This window comes from Spiroplasma endosymbiont of Polydrusus formosus, from assembly GCF_964263245.1.
Lineage (GTDB): Bacteria > Bacillota_I > Bacilli_A > Mycoplasmatales > Mycoplasmataceae > Spiroplasma.
Genome location: NZ_OZ181656.1, coordinates 423,749 through 443,523, shown reverse-complemented (window position 1 = coordinate 443,523; position 19,775 = coordinate 423,749). Strand labels below are relative to the sequence as shown.

Sequence of the window (19,775 nt, the reverse complement as noted above, 5' to 3'; positions counted from 1 at the left end):
TAGTAAGTATTAAAAAAGTACTTACTAAAATTGGTGCACTATTCATAAGTATTCTTTTTATTTTTTATTTAAAATTACTGGAATGATTAATGGATTACGACGTTTATAACGATAGATAAACGGCGATAATGATTGTTTAATAGCATTTTTAAGAGTTCCAAAAGTTGGTTTCTGTGTTTTTAAAACTTCATTAACTGCCTCAGTTGCCAAACGAATTGATTCATTAATAATATTCCCAGATTCTTTTACATAAAAACTTCCTCTTGAAATAATTCGTGGGGGAGTTAATAATTTGTTATTTTGCGAATCAATTGAAATAACAACAGCAATTAAGCCATCTTTTGATAAAATCTCACGATCACGAACAACAGCAGTTGTTTGACCTGATAAATCTTTTCCATCAACATAAATCGCTTCAGCTTCAATTCGTTTGCCAATTACCCCAGTTTCATTTAATAATTCAATCTGATCACCATTAGCACAAATAAAGACATTATCTTTTGAAACATTAACACTCATTGCTGTTTCACCATGTTGACGCAACATACGATAATCACCATGCATTGGCATAAAGTATTTTGGTTTTAAAAGGGTAAATAATAATTTTTGTTCTTCTTGTGAAGCATGACCAGAAGTATGAATTTGATTTAAAGGACTATTTTCTTGGACAATAGCACCAGCACGAACTAGTTTATTAATAACCCATTCAACGTCAGCTTGATTGCCTGGAATTGGTGATGATGAAAAAATAACCGTATCACCAGGAATAATTGAAATATGTTGGTGTTGATTATTTGCAATTCGTGATAATGCCGCCATTAGTTCACCTTGGCTCCCGGTACAAATAATTAATATTTCGTTATCCTTATAGTTTTTAGCATCATTAGCTTTTATAAATGCTTTATCAGAAATTTTTAAATGTCCCATTTGACGAATAATTCTAATAATACGGTCTAAACTACGACCAAAAACTAGAATTTTTCGCTTATATTTATTAGCAATTTCAACAATATGTTGAATACGGTGAACATTTGAAGCAAAGGTTGAAATTAAAATTCTTCCTTTCGCTTTACCAAATAATTCCCCAATGTTTTTAATAATTTTTGTTTCAGTTTGAGTATATCCTTCAACTTCAGCATTTGTACTGTCAGCCATCAATAACATTACGCCTTCTTGTCCCATATTTGCCATTCGTTCAATATCAGCACGATGTCCTAGGGGTGTTCAGTCAAATTTATAATCCCCAGTTGAAACAACTTTTCCATTTGGAGTCATTACTGAAATTCCAAATGCATCAGGAATACTATGATTAACAGCAAAAAAGTTAATTTTAAAGTTTTTTGTTTTAATAACGCTCATATTATCAACTTCTTTGATAATTGTGGTTTGTTCTAATTTCGCTTCTTTTAAGCGATCACGAATTAAAGCAGCAGCTAATCGGGGTGCATAAATAATTGGAACAGTTACTTCTTCTTTTAATAAATAAGGAATTCCACCAATATGGTCTTCATGCCCATGGGTAATAAATAACGCTTTTATTTTTCGTTGATTTTCTTTTAAATAATTATAATTTGGAATAACAGCATCAACACCAAGCATTGTTGAACTAGGAAACTTAACACCAGCATCAATCATAATTAATTCTTCATCATGTTCAATGCAATATGTATTTTTTCCAACTTCTTCCAATCCTCCAAGAGCAAAAACTTTTGTTGGTATTTTATTTTTCATAATATTTTGCGTTTGTTGTTTTGTTATCATATCAGTCTGTTTTATCGCTGTTGTTTTATTTTTACTTATTTCTTTATTTTCTTCATTCATTGAAATTATCACCTCATAATTCTAAAAATTAACGCATAGTTTTTTCTTTATTAAATTTATTATTATTACAAAGAAAAAATTAATTTACTATTATCTAAGAAATTGTAACATAAAGTTTAATAATATTACAAAAAAAATAAAAAAATACTTTTTCTAAAAAAAAATTAAATAATCTTAAATTTATAAAATAATTCAGTCACTTTTCTTGATTCAAGGCATTTTTTTATTAATTAAATCATAATATAGTTTACCTTCTAAATGCGCTTGTTCATGTTGAAAAACAATCGCTTCATAACTACGTACAGTAATTGTTACTTGCTGTTGTTTTAAATAATCATAACCTTCAACAATAATTCTAAAACTACGAGGAACTAATCCTTCCTTATCACCATTGACACTTAAACACCCTTCGCCTTCTTTAATACAAGCTAGTTGATTACTTTTTCCAATAATTTTAGGATTAATCATAGCATGTTCAGTTATTTTTTTGGTTTCAGTTTCTTCATCTGTATCTTCAATGCGAATATAATACATTTTAATATTATGTCCAATTTGTGGTGCTGCTAAACCAACAGCCGGTCTAATGGCATGGCCATTATTTTTTTGTGGATCTTGGGAATATTTAACAAAGTCAATTAACTTTTTCATCACAAGTTCATTATCAGATGCTAATGGAAAAGCGACTTCCTTTGATGATTGCCTAATTGACGATGTGTTATCAAATACTAATCAGTCTTTAGTTGGTATTTCATTTTGCAACAATAAAAATCACCTCTTTAAAAATTATAACATATTAAGCAATTATTAAATTAAGCAATTATTATTAAGCAATTTTTTAAAAAAATTATAAAGTTTTAGTATAATAAAAAAGAAAGAAAAAGGACAAGAAAATGCGTGTAATTATTGGAAAATATAAGGGTTATCAAATTAAAACATCGGAGGAAATGAATACACGACCAACGGCAGCGCGTGTTAAAGAAGATATGTTTAATATTTTAGATAATTATTTTGTTTATGAAAATAAGATTGGGTTAGATATTTTTGCAGGTAGTGGACAATTAGGAATCGAAGGATTATCACGGGGATTACAACTGTGTTATTTTAATGATTTTAATCAAGGTGCCTATAAAATTATTGAAACTAATTTAAATAAATTAAAAGTTGACAATGCAAAACTACTGAGTTATGATTATCAAGTTTTACTAAATTGAATTATTCAAAATAAAATACTAATTGATATTTTATTTTTAGACCCACCCTTTAAGCAAATTCAATATTATTATGATATTATTACTGTAATATTGAATAACAATATTATCAATAACTATGGAATAATAGTTTGTGAATCAAATCAAGCGTTATCATTTGATCAATTTAATTTAGTTATGTTACGTTGCAAAACATATCGTAAAAAGTATTTGTATATTTTAAGGTTAGAAAAAGGAGAAAGTTAATGTGCAAAAAAAAAAGGTTTTTTAATTATTTTTTCTGGACCATCAGGAGTCGGGAAAGGAACAATATGCCAAGAACTTTTTAAATATAAAGAATTAAATTTGGCTTATTCAGTTTCAATGACAACAAGAGAAAAAAGACAAGGTGAAGTTAATGGGGTAAATTATTTTTTTGTTGACCTACCAACATTTGAAGCAGTAATTAAAAATGATGAATTATTAGAATATGCTGATTTTGTTGGGAATTATTATGGAACGCCAAAATCATATTGTTTTGATAAAATTAATGTTGGAAAAAATGTTTTATTAGAAATTGAAGTACAAGGAGCAACGCAAGTATTAGAAAAAATCACAGATGCCGTTTCAATTTTTTTAATTCCACCGAGTTTAGAAGAATTAGAAAACCGTATACGTGGTCGAAAAAGTGAGTCAGAGGAAATTCTACAAGAACGTTTAGAAAAAGCAGCGGACGAACTTCCTTTACAAAATAATTACAATTATGTTGTTGTAAATAACACAGTTGAACAAGCAGTTACAGAAATTAAAGCAATTTTAAGACAAGAAATTGCTAAACGTTCATAATTTTGAATAAAGGAATAAGAAATGCAAGCAAGAGAATTAGCCTGGAATATTTTATGAAAAATCTTTACAAAAAATAAGTTTAGTAATCAATTATTATCAAACATAATTGAACAAAATGATAACTTTAGTGACCAAGATAAAACTTTAATTTATCGAATTGTGTATGGAGCATTAAAAAATAAATTATATTTAAAATATATTGCTAATCAATTTATTAATGTTAATAAAACAAATCAAAAATTACAAGTTTTGTTATGAATGAGTATTTATCAATTTCAGTTTTTAGATCGAATTCCTAATTACGCAATTGTTAATGAAGCGGTTAATATTGGTAAAATGGTTAATTTAAAATATGCTGGTTTTATTAATGCTATTTTAAAGAAAATTTTTGAAAGTGAAGATATTGTTTTTAAAATTAACGTTTCTGATGAAATGAAAAAATTAAATATTAAATATAGTTTCCCATCAGCATTATATTTAATTATTCGGTAATGAATATAACTAATATATTGCGCAACAATTAATGATTGATAGTTTGACAATTCCAAAAATTTCATTTTGCATTAATACGCTAAAAATTAGTCGGGATGAATTGCTAACAAAATATCCAAATTATAAATTAACAAAAAGTTTGATATCACGGTTGGTGTTATTGTTTGATAAACCATTTGTTAATTCAGAAATGTTTCAAAAAGGTTTAATTTTTGTCTAAGATGAAATGAGTATGCGAATCTCGCATAAGTAAGTGTTAGATCCGTACGAGGTTGATTGTGTGTTAGATATTTGTTTGGTGCAGTGTGCGCCTGGTGGTAAAAAACAACACATTTAAGTCAATTAATGAGCAATAAAAGGTTTTTTTGTTAATGCATATGATATTAGTAAGAAAAGAAAATTAATTTAATTAAAATTAATGCCCAGCGATTGGGGATTACTAATATTTATCTTCATTTATTAGATGCCAGAGAAATTAATACCGAAATTCAATATGATAAAATTCTGTGTGATGCTCCATGTAGTGGGTTGGGAGTAATTAAGCGTAAGCCGGAAATTAAATATCATACTTTTATTAACCAAAAATTATCCAATTTAATTTAAATTTAAAAACAATTATTAGAAAAAGCTTATGAATTATTAAAACCAAAAGGGAATCTTGGTTTATTCAACTTGTACTTTTGGTGGGTATGAGAATACGGTTCAGATCCGTAATTTTTTAGCAAATTATGGTGATTTAGAAATTGTTACCAACGAACAAATTTTTGGTTATGAAAATAACACTGATGGATTCTATTGTTGTGAAATTAGAAAAAGATAAGTAATTAAGATAAGTATGGATAGATTACAATAAGTTGAACCATATTTATGTTAATTTTCAAATAAAATATAATTATGAGAAGAAAGTAGGAATATAAAAATAGGGAAGAAATTCATCGATATATGAATTTAAAAAACAAATTGTTTTACTTTATCAAAATGGCAAAACAATTCTTGAAATTTTTAAATAATATAAGGTGTCAAAATCAACTATATATTAGTTAATTGAAAAATTTCATAATTCTGGATTTTTTAAAGCGAAAAATAATCGCACTGTTGAAGAAAATGAACTTTGATTGCCTTGCAAAAATAATTAATCTAATTACAAATGAAAAACAACCTTTTAAAGCAAGCGTCGCTGATAATTGGCAAAAAATAGAAATTATTAACAATAATAAAGAAAAATATTCCATGCGAAAAATTGGTCAAATAGGATCAAAATTAAAGATAGCAAAATCAACATATTACTATCAAATTAATAAATGTGGCTATAGTTGATGTTAATAATTATGAACAAAAAGTTATCAGCGCATTTAATGCTAATCGCCAAAATTTATGGATCTTGTAAAATTAAAGCTTTTTAAATCAGAAAGATATTATCTTATCGCGAAGAAAAATTCACCAAATTATGATTAAAAATCAGTTAGTATCTAAATACACCAAATTAAAATATCGTAATCATAATTTGGTGGTTAATAACGACGAAATTAGCAACGTTTTAAACCGTGAATTTAATTAATAAACAACCCAATGAAGTTGTTGTTAATGATTTAACATATGTTTAATGTGGTGCTAAATGACATTATCTTTGTTTGTTAATTAACTTGTTTAATCGTGAAATAATTGGCTATAGTGTCGAGACAAATAAAATAGTACAACTAGTGCAATAAACCTTTTATTCAATTACAAGACCATTAAAACAAATTACGTTATTTCATAATAACAGGAGTAATGAATTTAAAAATAAAATCATTGATAATATCTTAAGTACTTTTAACATCAAACAATCATTAAACAATAAAGAAGAGGGGTTATCCTTATGATAATGCTGGGGCTGAAAAAATTTACAAAAGTTTTAAAAAATAATTTGTCAAGAGGCAAAAATTTATAAATTTAACCCAATTAAAATACAAATTATTTGACTTTGTGCATTGATATAACAATATTCGAATTCACAGTAGTTTAAATTATTTAATACTTTGTTGAATTTAGAAAAAACAACAGTCCATATAAAAAGTGTCCTAAAAAGGGTTGCCAATCCAGTAATTATAAAAAATATGTAAAATATATATATAAATAAAAAAGAAGAAAGAAAGCATAATTATGAATACGAATATTAAATTAATTGAAAATCTTTTACAAGAATATCTAAAGGCCAGTAATTTAACAATCCCAGTGATGATTGAAAAGCCCCATCAAGAAGGATTTGGTCATTTATCATCCAATTTAGCCTTGTTATTAGCAAAATATTTAAAAAAGACTCCTAATAAAATTGCTGCAGGAATTATTGCTTTTATTGAAAAAGATAATAAATCATATTTTAAAAAAATTGAGATTGCTGGGGCCGGATTTATTAATTTTACCTTAGCTGACGAACAGTTACATCGAGTTATTAATGATGTTTTAAAACTGCAAGAAACATATGGGCATTCTGTTCCGAAAAAGGTTACTTATAATTTAGAAATCGTTTCAGCGAACCCAACTGGTTTCTTACATATTGGTCATGCTCGAAATGGGGCAATTGGGGATAGTGTTGCGCGTATTTTACGAGCAGCTGGTTATCATGTTCAAACTGAATATTATGTTAATGATGCTGGCAATCAAATCAATACTTTAGTTGTGACCATTTTTGTTAATTATTTAAATTTATTAGTAAAGAAAATTGAATTTCCTCCTGAAGTATATCGCGGTGAAATGTATAATGATGTTGCCAAATATTTTGTTGACCATTATCAAGATAAATTTGTTAATTTAACTTTTGATAAAGATTATAAAATTATTGATCCCGAAGTCCACCAAATATTTCGTCAAAAATCAATTGATTTATTTTTAGATATAATTAAAAACCAATTAAAACTATTTCGCGTTGATATTGAATATTATTCTTCAGAAGCGGCAATGTATGAAGGTGGTAAAATTGATGCAACGTTATTGCAGTATGATAAATTAGGAAAAACTTATGAACGAGATGGCGCATTATGACTAAAAACAACTGATTTTGGTGATGATAAAGATCGGGTTTTAGTTAAATCGAATGGTGATTTAACTTATATTACTCCAGATTTAGCAGCGCACAATGAACGTTTAATGCGCAGCAAAGCGGATAAATTAGTTAACTTTTGGGGTGGTGATCATCACGGTTATATTGCCCGTATGTTAGCTGGTTTACAGTTGTTAGGGTATCAAAAAGATGTTTTAGATATTGATATGATTCAAATGGTGCGGATAATTAAAGATGGAGCTGAATATAAAATGAGTAAACGGAAAGAAACAGTCGTTTGGTTAATTGATTTAATTGAAGAAATTGGTGTTGATCCAATTCGTTATATGTTAGCTTCAAAAAGTGCGCAAAGTCATATGGACTTAAATATTGAAATTTTAAAAGAGCATTCTTCGAAAAATCCGGTTTATTATGCACAATATGCCACCGCTCGTTGTAGTAGCGTTTTACAACAAGCGAAAAAAAACAAGATTAGTGTTAGTGGTGTGACGAGTTTTGAATTATTAACTTCGCAAAAAGAATTATATCTTTTAAATGAGATTGACTTATTTAATCGTTGCATTGAAGGAGCCGCAAAATTGCGTCAACCACATCTTATCTGTGATTATGTCCAAAGTATTGCACGTCAATTCCATTCATATTATAATGAATCAAAAATTATTAATTTAGATAACTTAGAATTAACAAAACAACGATTAGTATTTATCAAAGTAATTTATCAAGTTTTATCAAATGCCTTTAATTTATTAGGGATTAATGTTATTGAACAGATGTAATTATTTAAGTCATGTTATAATCTATAAGACAGAAAGATGGTGCCGAGGTGTTACAAGATAATTGAGATGTTTTTTTATTTAATACATTAATATTATTATTGTTATTTGTTCTTTACGTTTTAATTTTAATAAAAAACATTAAAATTAAACACACTAGTCAGAAAGCATTCTTTATTCAAACCTTTTTATATTGATTTGCATTATCATCCATTATTGGTGATAATTTTGAGTTTCGTGATTTATTCTTCTCGGCATCAATTAATAATATGGAAAGCATCGCTATTATTGCGGCAACTTCTCTTTCTTTGTATGCTTTTTTAGCAATGATTCCTTATGTCTTTATACATAAGGTTTTTTCATGAATCGGTTGGCGTTTTTTTCAATATACAATGTTTGGTGCCTCAATGATCGGTATTTTTATTTTAATTATTTATCCATCGTTACCAACGATAATTATTGCATCTATTTTCCTTGGGTTTGGAATTGTTGTCAAATCTAGTTATTTTTTATCGTATAATGAGGTTTATGGTCTTAAGTTTTTTTCATTTAAAACAATTAGTTTAATAGCGCCGTTAATGACTTTCGCTCTTGTTTTTGGCAGTGAATTTAATAATATTGTTATTACCACCACAACTAATTTATCTTATCATTTACAAATTGCAATTATTGGAATAGGGGCCATTGTAGCTTTGGTTGTGGCAACTACTTTATATGTGATGTTTTCCTATAAAGAGTTTATTTCAACACCATTTACCATTGAACAACAAAAAATGTTTGAAACTTTTAAATGAAAAAAAGTATTAATTATTTTCTTTATGGCAATTTTAATTATTTTTTTAAAAGAAGTGTCACAGTCAAATATTTATATTTGACTGTTAGGCCAACGAACATGGGAAAAATATCATAATACTTTAAAAGTTAACCAATTTGTTCGGTTAAATGAACAATTATTATTAATCCCGCAGTTTTTTGGTGCTTACTTAGCTTGTCATTTACTTTATAATAAAATTGGTGTTAAATATTGTTTTGGGTCAGGTTTATTGTTATGATTTATTTTTTTCAGTATCACGGCCTTTAACCATTCCCCGGAAGTTTACTTATCATTACAAGTTATTAATGGTTTAGCTTTTGCAATGTGTTTTAATATTTTATTTGCTATGACTTGTGAATGAAAGTATCGTTCGCCAACGAATAAACCAGTTGTTGCACAATTCCAATTAATATGGTTTGGCTTTGAATTTATCATCAAGTTTGTGGATGATGTGATGCGGAATAAAAAGGTAGGAATCTTTAAAAAATACATTTATGGCAAACAATATCTTCCGCAGGATAATTTTGCTGTTCAAATTGATAATATTACGACAATTATTTCAACAATTTGTGCCACAGTTGTTTTAGTTTTATTGTTAATATTTTATTACACTTCCGATTTAATTTTGGCCGAATATCGTAATCATTTACGATTATTAATTCCCAAGGTTAATTTATTACTACGAGAAAGTTTTATTGGTTGTGTTAAATCAAATATGACTTCTGAAACAAATAAACGGAAAAGGGTTAAGACAAAATAAAATTTTTTGTAATTAAAGAACTTTATTTTTTTAAAGGAGATTAAAATGAAAAAAATAATTAAAATTTTAATGATGGTACAAACACTAACAACATCGATGAGTTTTACCGTGTCTTGTGCGAAAAAATATCAGTATCTGTGTGATGTGTGAGTAATTAGTAGTGGTGGTCCTATTAATGATAAATCTTTTATTCAGTCAGCATGAGAAGGAGCAAGTAAATTTATTGTTTCACAAGCAGCAAGTACCCATGCTTTAGCTAATTGACAAGATAGTCCTTTGCGGGCCAGTTATTATGAACCAAGTGGGATTACCCCCAGTGAATTTCAAACGGCATATAAAGTGGCAACTATTGCTGGGGTAAAGACGCTAATTTTACCCGGATTTAGTCATGGTCTTGCGATTGGTTGAGCGGCCGCTTTAACGAATAACGTCATTTTTATTGATGGTAGTGGGCAAAATGTGCACGCTAAGATGGACATTAATGAACCAATAGTTGATAATATTATTGGAATTTTATTTCAAAAAGAAATTGCTGGGTTTTTAGCTGGTCTTGTGACGGCAATTTGACTTAATTTACACCAATCAGAATTTAAGCAAGAATTAAATATTGCAACTTACGGTGGGATGGATAATCCAATTGGAGTTTCAAATTATTTATGAGGATTTTTACTGTCGGCTGATATTTTTAATGAAATTATTAAGCCAAATGCTTCATATCCTAATTTACAACAATTAATGCCGGATATTTTAGCAGTAATTAATAAGATTGATCCAATCATTAAGTATTTATTACCAATTAATAAAGTTCAAGATGTTTTAAATGCTAATGAATCATGATTCTCACAGTCTTTTAACCAAGGGGGAGGAAAAATAATTTCTGATTATTTAATTAGTAAGAAGGCAAGTATTATTTTTCCAGTTGCCGGACCACAAACACAAGATACAATTGATCATATTAAATATAATCAAGTTAAAACCAAAGTTGTTGGTGTCGATACTACCCAATCGCAAATATATGGTGATGAACATATTATTACTAGTGGTTTACTAAATATTGTCCAAGCAACGGAGGATGCTTTAGCTAATATTTATTCATCAAAATGTAATTATAATATTGTAACTAAACAATGAGATGACAGTAAAACTACTCAAGAATGTTGAATTAATTCTGATCAATCTTCTAAAACAAACCCTAATTGATTAGGAGTCGAGAAAACAAAATGAATTGATGATAGCATTATTAATTATCTTAATAATAATGTAAAAATTGCTAAATTAATCACCGCAATTGGGACAATTTATGAACAAATCAAACAAGCTAATTTTGCTGATACGTTAAGATTAACTTATCAAACGCAAAACCAACTAAAAAAGGACTTATTAGTAAAGTTAGAAAATGGTTTAAAATAGAAATAATTTATTTTTTAACAAAATTTTAAAAAGTATAGTATAATTCTTATAGATAGTGTGGCGTTTATATGAAGGGCTTCTTGACGACGATTATAAAAATCTTAGATTTGGAAATATCAGTAATCGGATTAATTGTTTTTTTTATAGGATTTGCGGCGTTATTATTATTTGTTTATTTTATTATTACTTTTTCTTTATTTCGAAGTAAAAAAAGTAATAATAATTGAACTAATATTATAAAATTAAAACAAGAAACTAATTTTAAAGAAAACATTGAGTATTTTGAACAAGAAATTATGCTAGCCAAAAAAATGGATGAGAAAAACTAGCGCTCTCTTTTTTTATACAATGTTATTAACATTTAGGACAGGTGAAATAAAGAATGGGTTTTTTTAATACAATTAAGTCTTTTATGGTAAAAGATAAACAACATAAGCAACCACCAATACAATCAGAGCAACGTTTTGGTGATAATTTTAATGTTGAATTAAATAAACATAATAATTATGGATTTACAGAAAACCGCCCACATCCGCATAATATGTTACCAAATATGATACCAAATCAATATTTTCGTCCAAATGAAGTATATAAACAAAACCAATTAAATAATATGGAAATGTTATATCAAAATAATAATACAATTCATCCGTGCCGGATGAATTTAAGTAATAAATATAATTATTATGCTAATAATAATGAGCGACAATATCCACCAGAAGATCGGGATATTATGCATACAACCCCTCATCAAATGCGATGATCAGAGTATGTTGAACCATATTATAATCATGATGCTACGCAAAATCATTCACAACCAATGCTAATGCAGCAACAGATTTTGCCACGGCGAATTCAACAATATCAATCAAGTGCTAATTATTATCAACATTGGGCTGGGCCACAAAAACCAGGGCGTTATGATAATCCGGAATTTGTTGGATATCAAAATGACTATGATGAATGGTATAGAAATGATGATAATTACTCACATCAATATCGTCATCCTTATCAAGCTTGTATTACACAATCATATAATCAAACTCCTGTGAATTACCAATTTAATCGTTCGGAAGTGGGGTATGATCCGAAAAGAGATTATTGTGAAGCAAATGCCGGCCAATATTTTGATGATAATCAAATGACGGGTAATAGGATGTTAACGCCACATTCATTTTATCAAAAGAATAATTTTACTCCCTCAACACAATTCGAAGTACCAGCGTTAATAAATAGCATTGAAAATAAACGTTATGCTTATCAACCACAATTATTTAAGAAACAACGCCGCCACCGTCGTTTTAGTAAAGATTATGCTAATCGATTAATTCCGTTGGAAATTGCGCGGGAAATTCGTTCGGAAAAAGTGCGTACTTTAATTATGATTATTGTTGGTTTATTTGGCACAATGACAACAAGTTTATTTATTGCTTTATATTTTATTTCGCATCAGCAAGAGTTAGAAACAATTATAGGAATTAAAACCGGATATATTCCCCATCCTTTTTTAACAATTACTTTTTTATTAATATCTTTAGGTTTATTGTTTGCTGGTATTTTTGATTTATCACGCGTTAGGATTGAAACAAATAATTATCTTTCAAATTTAATGCATGGTAACCACACGATTCCTCACTTATTAATTGATAATTATAAAAAAATGACCGTTCGTAGCGTTGTTTTAAATTGATTGGTTTTTCCAACTTATTTATTTGGCGGTATTATTTTGGGAATTTTATATGGTTTTCAACAACATTCCGGGAAAGAATTCCGTTTTGGTTTCTGGAGTTGAGGTATTGTTGATGATTTAACAGCCGCCATCACCATTACCATTATTATTTTGATTGTAACGTTAGGGGTTCATATTACGAATATTGTTTTAACAAAAAAAAGAAAGGCAAATATTATTGGCTATTATGGTTATGAAATTGTTAGACCCAAAGAATTAGCAGCGTTAAAGAAAAAAACAAACCGGATTTGTTTATTTGTCTTTATTATTATCTTAATTATTTTAACTCTAGTAATTTCAACCCCATGATTAATTTCTCGTCGTTATAAACGAAGTGGGCAACCTTTCTTTGACCGTTGATTTAATCGTAATTAAAGAATTGTTGTTTAAAATGGTGCAGTCTTAAAAATTATTTTTTTATTTATTATTAGGATTAAGGATTAGAAAGTTAGAGTATATTTCAACACTAGCAAACTAAAGTTGCAATATTTTTTGATATTAATTTTTAGTTTTTCTAAGATATGATGGGACTATATTATGATTATTTTAAACAATAAAAGTGAAATTAAAATAAAAAAATTTTTAATTTTATTAAGTGTATTAGCAATTAGTACTTGATCAGTAACAACCTTAATTGTAACATTTACTAGTGTTAGTAAAGTTCTCTTACGTCGTTCAAGAAAAAAAGTTGATGGGATTATATGAGGAAAAAAATAAACTGTCAGGAAAATAAATAAGTATTTGATATGATGACAAGTTTAAATATGTTACAGAAAAGTATCGAAGGGAAATTGGTTTAGATCTTTAAAAATAGTTGTATAAATTATCTTGGGGTCTTAAATTAATATCTTAGAAATTGTGTAATAATATACCACTTACTTATTTAAGTTATATTAATTTTTAATTTTATTGTCAATATATTTTTCTATTTTTTTAAATTTTTCAACAACAAAAATGCATTTTTATTAAAATTATTAAATTTATTATATAAAACTAATAAAAATATAATCTTTGTTGCAAATTATTATTTACAAAATTATTAACTGAATGGCTTTCTGTAAGAAATAATAACATCTCATTTATTTTAAAATAAATTTAAATACATTTTTGCTCATTCTACACATTGCAAATCATAATGATTTTTATGATGGTAAATACGACAATTAACATGTTGACAATTAACTAAATTAAATGATGTTGTTATTTTATTTCAATTTTTATTAATATACAAACTTTTATATTATGTCATTATATTTCCTCCTATTTTTAATTAGCTGGCATTCACTCCCAAATTAAAGTACCAAAACGAATAATTAGTTATATAAAAGTATTTATATATTTATTTACTATACGCCATCAGCTTTACTGGAGGTGAGCGGTGGCGGTATATTATTTAATAATCGACAGTTGTTTTTATAAGGTAAAGTCAGAGAATTATCCCTCTTCTTCCACACCATTTCAGGTCAAAACGTTCAGTTTTTAAAATAAATTAACTTGCACCTTGAAGAGCCTAATGCTAGCTTTGTGATTTTTAAAACCGCTACCACTTTTAAAAAGTAATATCTATAACCAAATTTATTTATAAAGTTATCATCTCAATATTTATTGTGGTTTGATGTTGATCTTGCACTTATCACCACTATCGCTTAGTTCTAATAAACTAGCGTCGATTTACATATATTTTTTCCCCCCTCATATACTAATTTCAGTACTCGCCTCGGTTGGCTGTGGTAATGAGTTTAAACTCATGCTATGATAAAATCACTTAATTATTTAAAATAACCGTTCCACACTGCATTAAGTTGTTTTTTAAAATCAAAATTTTAAAAAACCAGTTTCTCAATCAAAGATAATTTTTGAATTTTCTAGTTTCTGATAAAATAGCTTTTGTTTTTTATCTTTTGTCTGATTTAATAAATCTTTATGTTTTTAACAAGTTCATAAAACTTTATTTGATAAAAATTCTTCAATAATGAATGATATTGCTTTACGACAATTATTAACATTACAAATTTGTTGTTGATTATTAATTTCCATTACTTATACTTACTCCTTTTTTGATGTTAAGTTTTTTTATTTAACAAGAGTTATTTTTTGCTGGTTCATCGTACATGATGCCTGATTTATTGTTATCTGATGCTTTTAAAAAGAAAAATGGTGCGATTAATTTATCAGAAATAGCTAGACAAATTGGTTGTGGAATTAACACTGTTAAAAGAGAAATTAAGCGATTTAAAAATATACAAGATTATAAACCATCAGATGCTCACAAAAATTATAAACAAAAGCGTAAAAAAATGTATTAAAAAAATACCTTAATTTACAAAAAAGCAGTTAGATTTTATTAAAACAAGATTTAATAAATACCACGATACATTCGAACAATTGATTTATCATTATTTTATAGAATTTGGTGTTAAATTTCCTGCTTTGTGTTAAAACGTTATATAAATGAATCCGATTAGGAAAAATATGGTTAATAAAAGAAAATTTGCCTCATCGTGGTAAAAAATATAAAACAAAACAAAAACCTGATAATAGTGGAAAATTAATTAATTTTAAATCAATTTGAGATTTTGAAAATAAAAATCTAATGTTGGTTTATTTGAAATGGATACTGTAGTTGATAAAGATCATCAATTTAGTAATTTAATTTTAGTTGAACAATTGAACACAATCAAGTAAAAATACTTTGTAATGAAATTTAAAAATCATACTGCTAATGAAGTTGTAGAAAAGTTTAAAGATATTGTTATAAGTAATAATTTAATTTGGAAAATTAAAGGAATAATAACCGATAGGGCAAATAATTTAGTAAATGAAGATAATTAGAAATATTTGTTGAAACACAAGTTTATTTTTGTGATTTACCAGGATCACAAAAACCACAACAAAAATCATTAATTGAACATATAAACAGCGAATTTAGATATTGACTCCCCAAAAAAGGGAACTGATTTTAATAATGTTAGTCAAAAAATGATAGATTGAATAGGTAATGTTATAAATGATAAACTTAGATTGTGTTTGAATTGAATAAGTGCAAAAGCAATATTTTTACAAAATATTAAGTAAATTTTTATTATTTAAAATTAATAAATTTATTTTTAGTGTGATTAAATGTATTTAAAATTAAATAAAATAACAATATATAAATTTGTCGTTTGTATATAAACAACGCCAAAAATTTAAAAGCGGATAGGTTACAACGAGTTGGACCGTATTTATGTGGACTTTCAAATAAAATATAATTATGAAGAAAGTAAGAATATAAAAATAGGAAGAAATTCATATACCGATGAATTTAAAAAACAAATTGTTTTACTTTATCAAAATGGCAAAACAATTCTTGAAATTTTTAAATAATATAAGGTGTCAAAATCAACTATATATTAGTTAATTGAAAAATTTCATAATTCTGGATTTTTTAAAGCAAAAGATAATCGCACTGTTGAAGAAAATTAACTGATTGCCTTGTGAAAATAATTAATATAATTATAAATGAAAAACAACCTTTTAAAGCAAGCAGTGCTGATAATTAATAAAAAATGCAATTATCGCAACAATGATAATTGTTTTTTAATTGTTTTTAACATAAAATTACTTATAAATAACATTTAATAATATCTGAATTGTAAAATTAAATATGACAGTTAAACAAATAAAAATATTGTGTTAAAATCCAAATTTAAAAAAAGATAAATAACACAATGTATCAAAAAATCACAACAAAAAAATTAATTTCAATTCAATAATATCAAAATTTTAATTATTAAATTAGAAAAACAGCTTATAAAATAAATCAAAGTAAAAAAACTGTCCATAGAATTTATAAAATGTTGATTGTTGTTTGAGACCCAATTTAAATTTATTAAAATAGTAATAAAGACAAAAAAAGCTGGTTGCAAATAAAAAACATTAAATAAAATTTACTATGAAATTATTAATTATTTAGTTAATTATGAACACTATTCACCAGATATTATTACAAATATAATAAGAAATATTGACAAAAATTTTATCTGTTCAAAGACTTTATTTATGTTTACCTTTTCTCGTTATAATTTTAATAAAAAAATTTATTAAGAAAAGGTAAACATAAACCACATAATAAAACAGAAAACCACAGAAAAGTTAATAATTGTTAGACAATTATTGAACGTAATATTGAATTTTCAAATATTAAAGCATGAATGTCTCTGGTCATCTAGAGGGAGATACTATAGTTGGTAAAAACCATAAAACAGCAATTATAACTTTAGCCAATATATGATTTGAAACATCAATCCCGTTAGTAACTAGTATCCCAAATATATTTTACAATTAAGGTAAAAATAAAAAAAATAATTGAAGAAAAATGAACAACCTATAATAAACTTCAATTAATTTTTAAAAACGTATGAAAAACAAACTTTAAGATTATTTTTGATTTAAATATTATCACAAAATACAAATTTTAACACAAAAGGAAAGGCTATAATAATTTAAGAAAGATATAAATGTAACAATATTTATTTTTCATACATGAATATCATAAACTATATTTTTGTAATAATCAATTATTTTTTCAAAAAATGCTAAAATATAAAAGTTATTTTTAATCAATGTTAGTAATGTAGTAAAAAATGATACAATAATTAAGGAAGTGGGCGGTTTCAATTATGCAGGATGGAATTTTTTTAATTAATAAACCAACAGGAAAAACGAGTCATCAAGTTATTCAAGAAATTAAACAAAAATTACAAATTAATAAAATTGGCCATGCCGGAACATTAGATCCATTAGCAACTGGCCTTTTAGTGGTTTTAGTGAATAATGCAACGAAAATGAGCGAATATTTGTTAACAGTTGATAAAGCTTATGATGTAGAAATGAAACTATTTATTGAAACAGATACTGGTGATATTACTGGTAATATTATCAATAAAACAACGCCATTTAAAATTCAAAAAAAAATATTAAAAAAAGTTTTTAATGAATTTAATGATTTCATGTATGAACAATATCCACCAAAATATTCAGCAATTAAAATTAATGGGAAGAAACTTTATGAATATGCTCGCAAAAATAAAGAAGTTGAAATTAAACCACGAACTGTCACAATTAAAGAAATTAAACTAAAAAAATATGATGCGCACAATCATACCATTAAACTCAGTGTATTGTGTACAAAAGGAACATATATTAGAAGTTTAGTTAATGATATTGCGGTAAAATTAAATATAATTGGGACCGTTCAAAACTTATGTCGTACGCAATCATGGAATTTTTTGTTATCAAAAGCAATTACTATTGAGGAAGTAAATTTTAATTCGTTAATATCAATGTATGATGCTTTATTTACGAATAATCAGCAATTGATGTTTCATCATAATGATGAAGAAATTCGACAAGGAAAGCCAATTGTTATTATTAACAATGCCGATCCAATTATTTTTATTATTGATAAAAATAAAAATGTTATAGCAATTTATAAACATATTGGGAAACATGTTTATGCTTGCCAGCGGGGATTATGATCAAATGTTTAGTCTTATAAACAAGAAGAAAATGAGAAAGGCGAACATTATTAATGAAAACTTTACTATGAAATAAGTCAGCTTATCAGGAACCAAAAATTGCTTGTTTAGGTTTGTTTGATGGTTTTCATCAATGCCATTTAAAATTAATTAATCGTTTAATGGAAATTAAAAACCAAGAACAGCTTGCAGCCTTATTTTTTACAATGTCCCAAAGTGTTACTGATTTTTTACATAAAACAGATACGAAAATAATCGATAATGTTTCAAAACAACAAATTGTCGCCAAATTAGGTTTTGACTATTATTTGGAAGCAACACTAACAACTGAATTTATGAATTTATCACCAAAACAATTTTTAACAATTTTAAAAAAACATTATAATGTCATAAAAGTTGTTATTGGTTCTGATTTTCGCTTTGGAAAAAATAGAGAAGGTGATTTTAATGATATTATTACTTTTTTTGGCAAAGAAAATGTTTATTTAATTCCACGAAAAGATAATTTATTTTCTTCAACAACAATTCGAAATTTATTATTGCATTATGATTTATCATCAGCAAACAAATTATTATATGAAGATTATCATTTACGTGGCGAAGTAAAACCGGGCAAAAAGTTAGGCAGAAAAATTAACTTTCCAACCGCTAATATTTATTTACCCCAAAAAGTAATTTTACCTTATGGTGTTTATGTAACAGAAACACTAACTCAAGGAAAACTTTATCCATCAATGACGTCTTATAGATTATTTGAGGGAAAAGAAGTTGTTGAAATATATTTACTTAATGTTAATATCGACTTATATGAGCAAGAAATTATCGTTTATTTTAAAAAATATTTGAGACAAAATGTTAAAATTAATAATTTAGAAGAATTAGTGGATCTTTTAGAACAAGATTTAGCTAATACCATTGCTTTTTTTACTAATAAAGCATAATATTAATAAGGTTGTTATTTTGTTGATTTAAGATAACCTTTTTTTAAACTTTTTGATTTAACATAATTAAGCCACTAAATGAAGGGAGAAAATTACAATGGTTTCAAAAGAAAAAAAAACAGAATTAGTGTTAAAATTTGGTAAAAACGTAAAAGATACTGGTGCAACAAAAGTTAAAATTGCAATTTTAACAGAAGATATTAGTAATTTAACAGCACACTTGAAAGTCCATCAAAAAGATATTGTTTCAAGAAGAAGTTTATTACAAAAAGTAGCGCAAAGAAAACATTTACTTGTTTACTTAACTAAAACTGACTTTAATGAATATAAAATTATCATTAAAGAATTAGGAATTAGAAAATAAATTTTAAGAATTTTAAACTTTATTTTTGTAAGTTATTAAGACAAGTGTAATAAAATTAGCATCGTGTAAATACAAGCTC

The 19,775-nt window shown here is 26.4% G+C and carries 19 protein-coding genes and 2 pseudogenes; 18 read left to right on the top strand and 3 right to left on the bottom strand.

The features are described from left to right. Nucleotides 1–57 precede the first annotated feature (57 nt). Both ACE38S_RS02325 and def read right to left on the bottom strand, forming a co-directional pair. Entirely contained in the window at nt 58–1,761 is a 1,704-nt protein-coding gene (locus ACE38S_RS02325) for a ribonuclease J (protein ID WP_374697116.1), read from the bottom strand. A gap of 240 nt (nt 1,762–2,001) precedes the next feature. Further along, complete coding sequence (gene def / locus ACE38S_RS02320) at nt 2,002–2,583, bottom strand: peptide deformylase (protein ID WP_374696207.1); 582 nt, start codon at nt 2,581–2,583, stop codon at nt 2,002–2,004. Nucleotides 2,584–2,708: 125 nt separating this feature from the next. On the opposite strand from def, the pseudogene rsmD reads away from it, so the two are divergent. The 13 genes and pseudogenes from rsmD to ACE38S_RS02255 form a co-directional block, all read left to right on the top strand. Then, nucleotides 2,709–3,275: pseudogene (rsmD, locus tag ACE38S_RS02315) on the top strand (16S rRNA (guanine(966)-N(2))-methyltransferase RsmD); the annotation flags it as partial. A 21-nt stretch (nt 3,276–3,296) separates the two neighbouring features. Continuing rightward, the gene (gmk, locus tag ACE38S_RS02310; protein ID WP_374697115.1) at nt 3,297–3,854 is read left to right on the top strand and encodes a guanylate kinase; all 558 of its coding nucleotides are present in this window, start codon (nt 3,297–3,299) and stop codon (nt 3,852–3,854) included. A 21-nt stretch (nt 3,855–3,875) separates the two neighbouring features. After that, nucleotides 3,876–4,346 carry a transcription antitermination factor NusB gene (locus ACE38S_RS02305; protein ID WP_374696206.1) on the top strand — a complete coding sequence of 157 codons (471 nt, stop codon included), beginning with the start codon at nt 3,876–3,878 and terminating at the stop codon, nt 4,344–4,346. Nucleotides 4,347–4,377: 31 nt separating this feature from the next. Further along, entirely contained in the window at nt 4,378–4,566 is a 189-nt protein-coding gene (locus ACE38S_RS02300) for a hypothetical protein (RefSeq protein WP_374696205.1), read from the top strand. Between the two features lie 209 nt (nt 4,567–4,775). Next, nucleotides 4,776–4,949 carry a hypothetical protein gene (locus tag ACE38S_RS02295; RefSeq protein ID WP_374696204.1) on the top strand — a complete coding sequence of 58 codons (174 nt, stop codon included), beginning with the start codon at nt 4,776–4,778 and terminating at the stop codon, nt 4,947–4,949. A 55-nt stretch (nt 4,950–5,004) separates the two neighbouring features. After that, nucleotides 5,005–5,166: a hypothetical protein gene (locus ACE38S_RS02290; protein WP_374696203.1), complete on the top strand. Its 162-nt coding sequence runs from the start codon at nt 5,005–5,007 to the stop codon at nt 5,164–5,166. Nucleotides 5,167–5,441: 275 nt separating this feature from the next. Next, nucleotides 5,442–5,669, top strand: a complete 228-nt coding sequence (locus ACE38S_RS02285; RefSeq protein WP_374696202.1) for a hypothetical protein — start codon at nt 5,442–5,444, stop codon at nt 5,667–5,669. An 819-nt stretch (nt 5,670–6,488) separates the two neighbouring features. Then, nucleotides 6,489–8,162, top strand: a complete 1,674-nt coding sequence (gene argS, locus ACE38S_RS02280) for an arginine--tRNA ligase (RefSeq protein ID WP_374696201.1) — start codon at nt 6,489–6,491, stop codon at nt 8,160–8,162. A 47-nt stretch (nt 8,163–8,209) separates the two neighbouring features. Then, the gene (locus ACE38S_RS02275; RefSeq protein ID WP_374696200.1) at nt 8,210–9,733 is read left to right on the top strand and encodes a hypothetical protein; all 1,524 of its coding nucleotides are present in this window, start codon (nt 8,210–8,212) and stop codon (nt 9,731–9,733) included. 45 nt (nt 9,734–9,778) lie between these two features. After that, nucleotides 9,779–11,143 (top strand): BMP family ABC transporter substrate-binding protein, encoded by a 1,365-nt coding sequence (locus ACE38S_RS02270; RefSeq protein ID WP_374696199.1) that lies wholly within the window; start codon nt 9,779–9,781, stop codon nt 11,141–11,143. 68 nt (nt 11,144–11,211) lie between these two features. Beyond that, entirely contained in the window at nt 11,212–11,472 is a 261-nt protein-coding gene (locus tag ACE38S_RS02265; RefSeq protein ID WP_374696198.1) for a hypothetical protein, read from the top strand. Nucleotides 11,473–11,555: 83 nt separating this feature from the next. Further along, nucleotides 11,556–13,247 (top strand): MSC_0882 family membrane protein, encoded by a 1,692-nt coding sequence (locus ACE38S_RS02260; RefSeq protein ID WP_374696197.1) that lies wholly within the window; start codon nt 11,556–11,558, stop codon nt 13,245–13,247. 162 nt (nt 13,248–13,409) lie between these two features. Further along, nucleotides 13,410–13,589, top strand: a complete 180-nt coding sequence (locus tag ACE38S_RS02255) for a hypothetical protein (RefSeq protein WP_374696196.1) — start codon at nt 13,410–13,412, stop codon at nt 13,587–13,589. A gap of 367 nt (nt 13,590–13,956) precedes the next feature. On the opposite strand, the gene ACE38S_RS02250 is transcribed toward ACE38S_RS02255, so the two are convergent. Next, a complete protein-coding gene (locus ACE38S_RS02250) occupies nt 13,957–14,103 on the bottom strand; it encodes a hypothetical protein (protein ID WP_374696195.1) in 147 nt (48 codons plus the stop codon). Nucleotides 14,104–14,983: 880 nt separating this feature from the next. On the opposite strand from ACE38S_RS02250, the pseudogene ACE38S_RS02245 reads away from it, so the two are divergent. The 5 genes and pseudogenes from ACE38S_RS02245 to rpsO all read left to right on the top strand — a co-directional run bounded on the left by ACE38S_RS02245 (nt 14,984) and on the right by rpsO (nt 19,696). Beyond that, nucleotides 14,984–15,947, top strand: a pseudogene (locus ACE38S_RS02245) (IS30 family transposase). 138 nt (nt 15,948–16,085) lie between these two features. Next, entirely contained in the window at nt 16,086–16,238 is a 153-nt protein-coding gene (locus ACE38S_RS02240) for a hypothetical protein (RefSeq protein ID WP_374696194.1), read from the top strand. Nucleotides 16,239–17,533: 1,295 nt separating this feature from the next. After that, nucleotides 17,534–18,403 carry a tRNA pseudouridine(55) synthase TruB gene (truB, locus tag ACE38S_RS02235; protein WP_374696193.1) on the top strand — a complete coding sequence of 290 codons (870 nt, stop codon included), beginning with the start codon at nt 17,534–17,536 and terminating at the stop codon, nt 18,401–18,403. 41 nt (nt 18,404–18,444) lie between these two features. Then, nucleotides 18,445–19,332, top strand: coding sequence for a riboflavin kinase (locus ACE38S_RS02230; protein WP_374696192.1), 888 nt, complete (start codon nt 18,445–18,447; stop codon nt 19,330–19,332). Nucleotides 19,333–19,429: 97 nt separating this feature from the next. Continuing rightward, nucleotides 19,430–19,696 carry a 30S ribosomal protein S15 gene (gene rpsO / locus ACE38S_RS02225; RefSeq protein ID WP_374696191.1) on the top strand — a complete coding sequence of 89 codons (267 nt, stop codon included), beginning with the start codon at nt 19,430–19,432 and terminating at the stop codon, nt 19,694–19,696. Nucleotides 19,697–19,775: the final 79 nt, after the last annotated feature.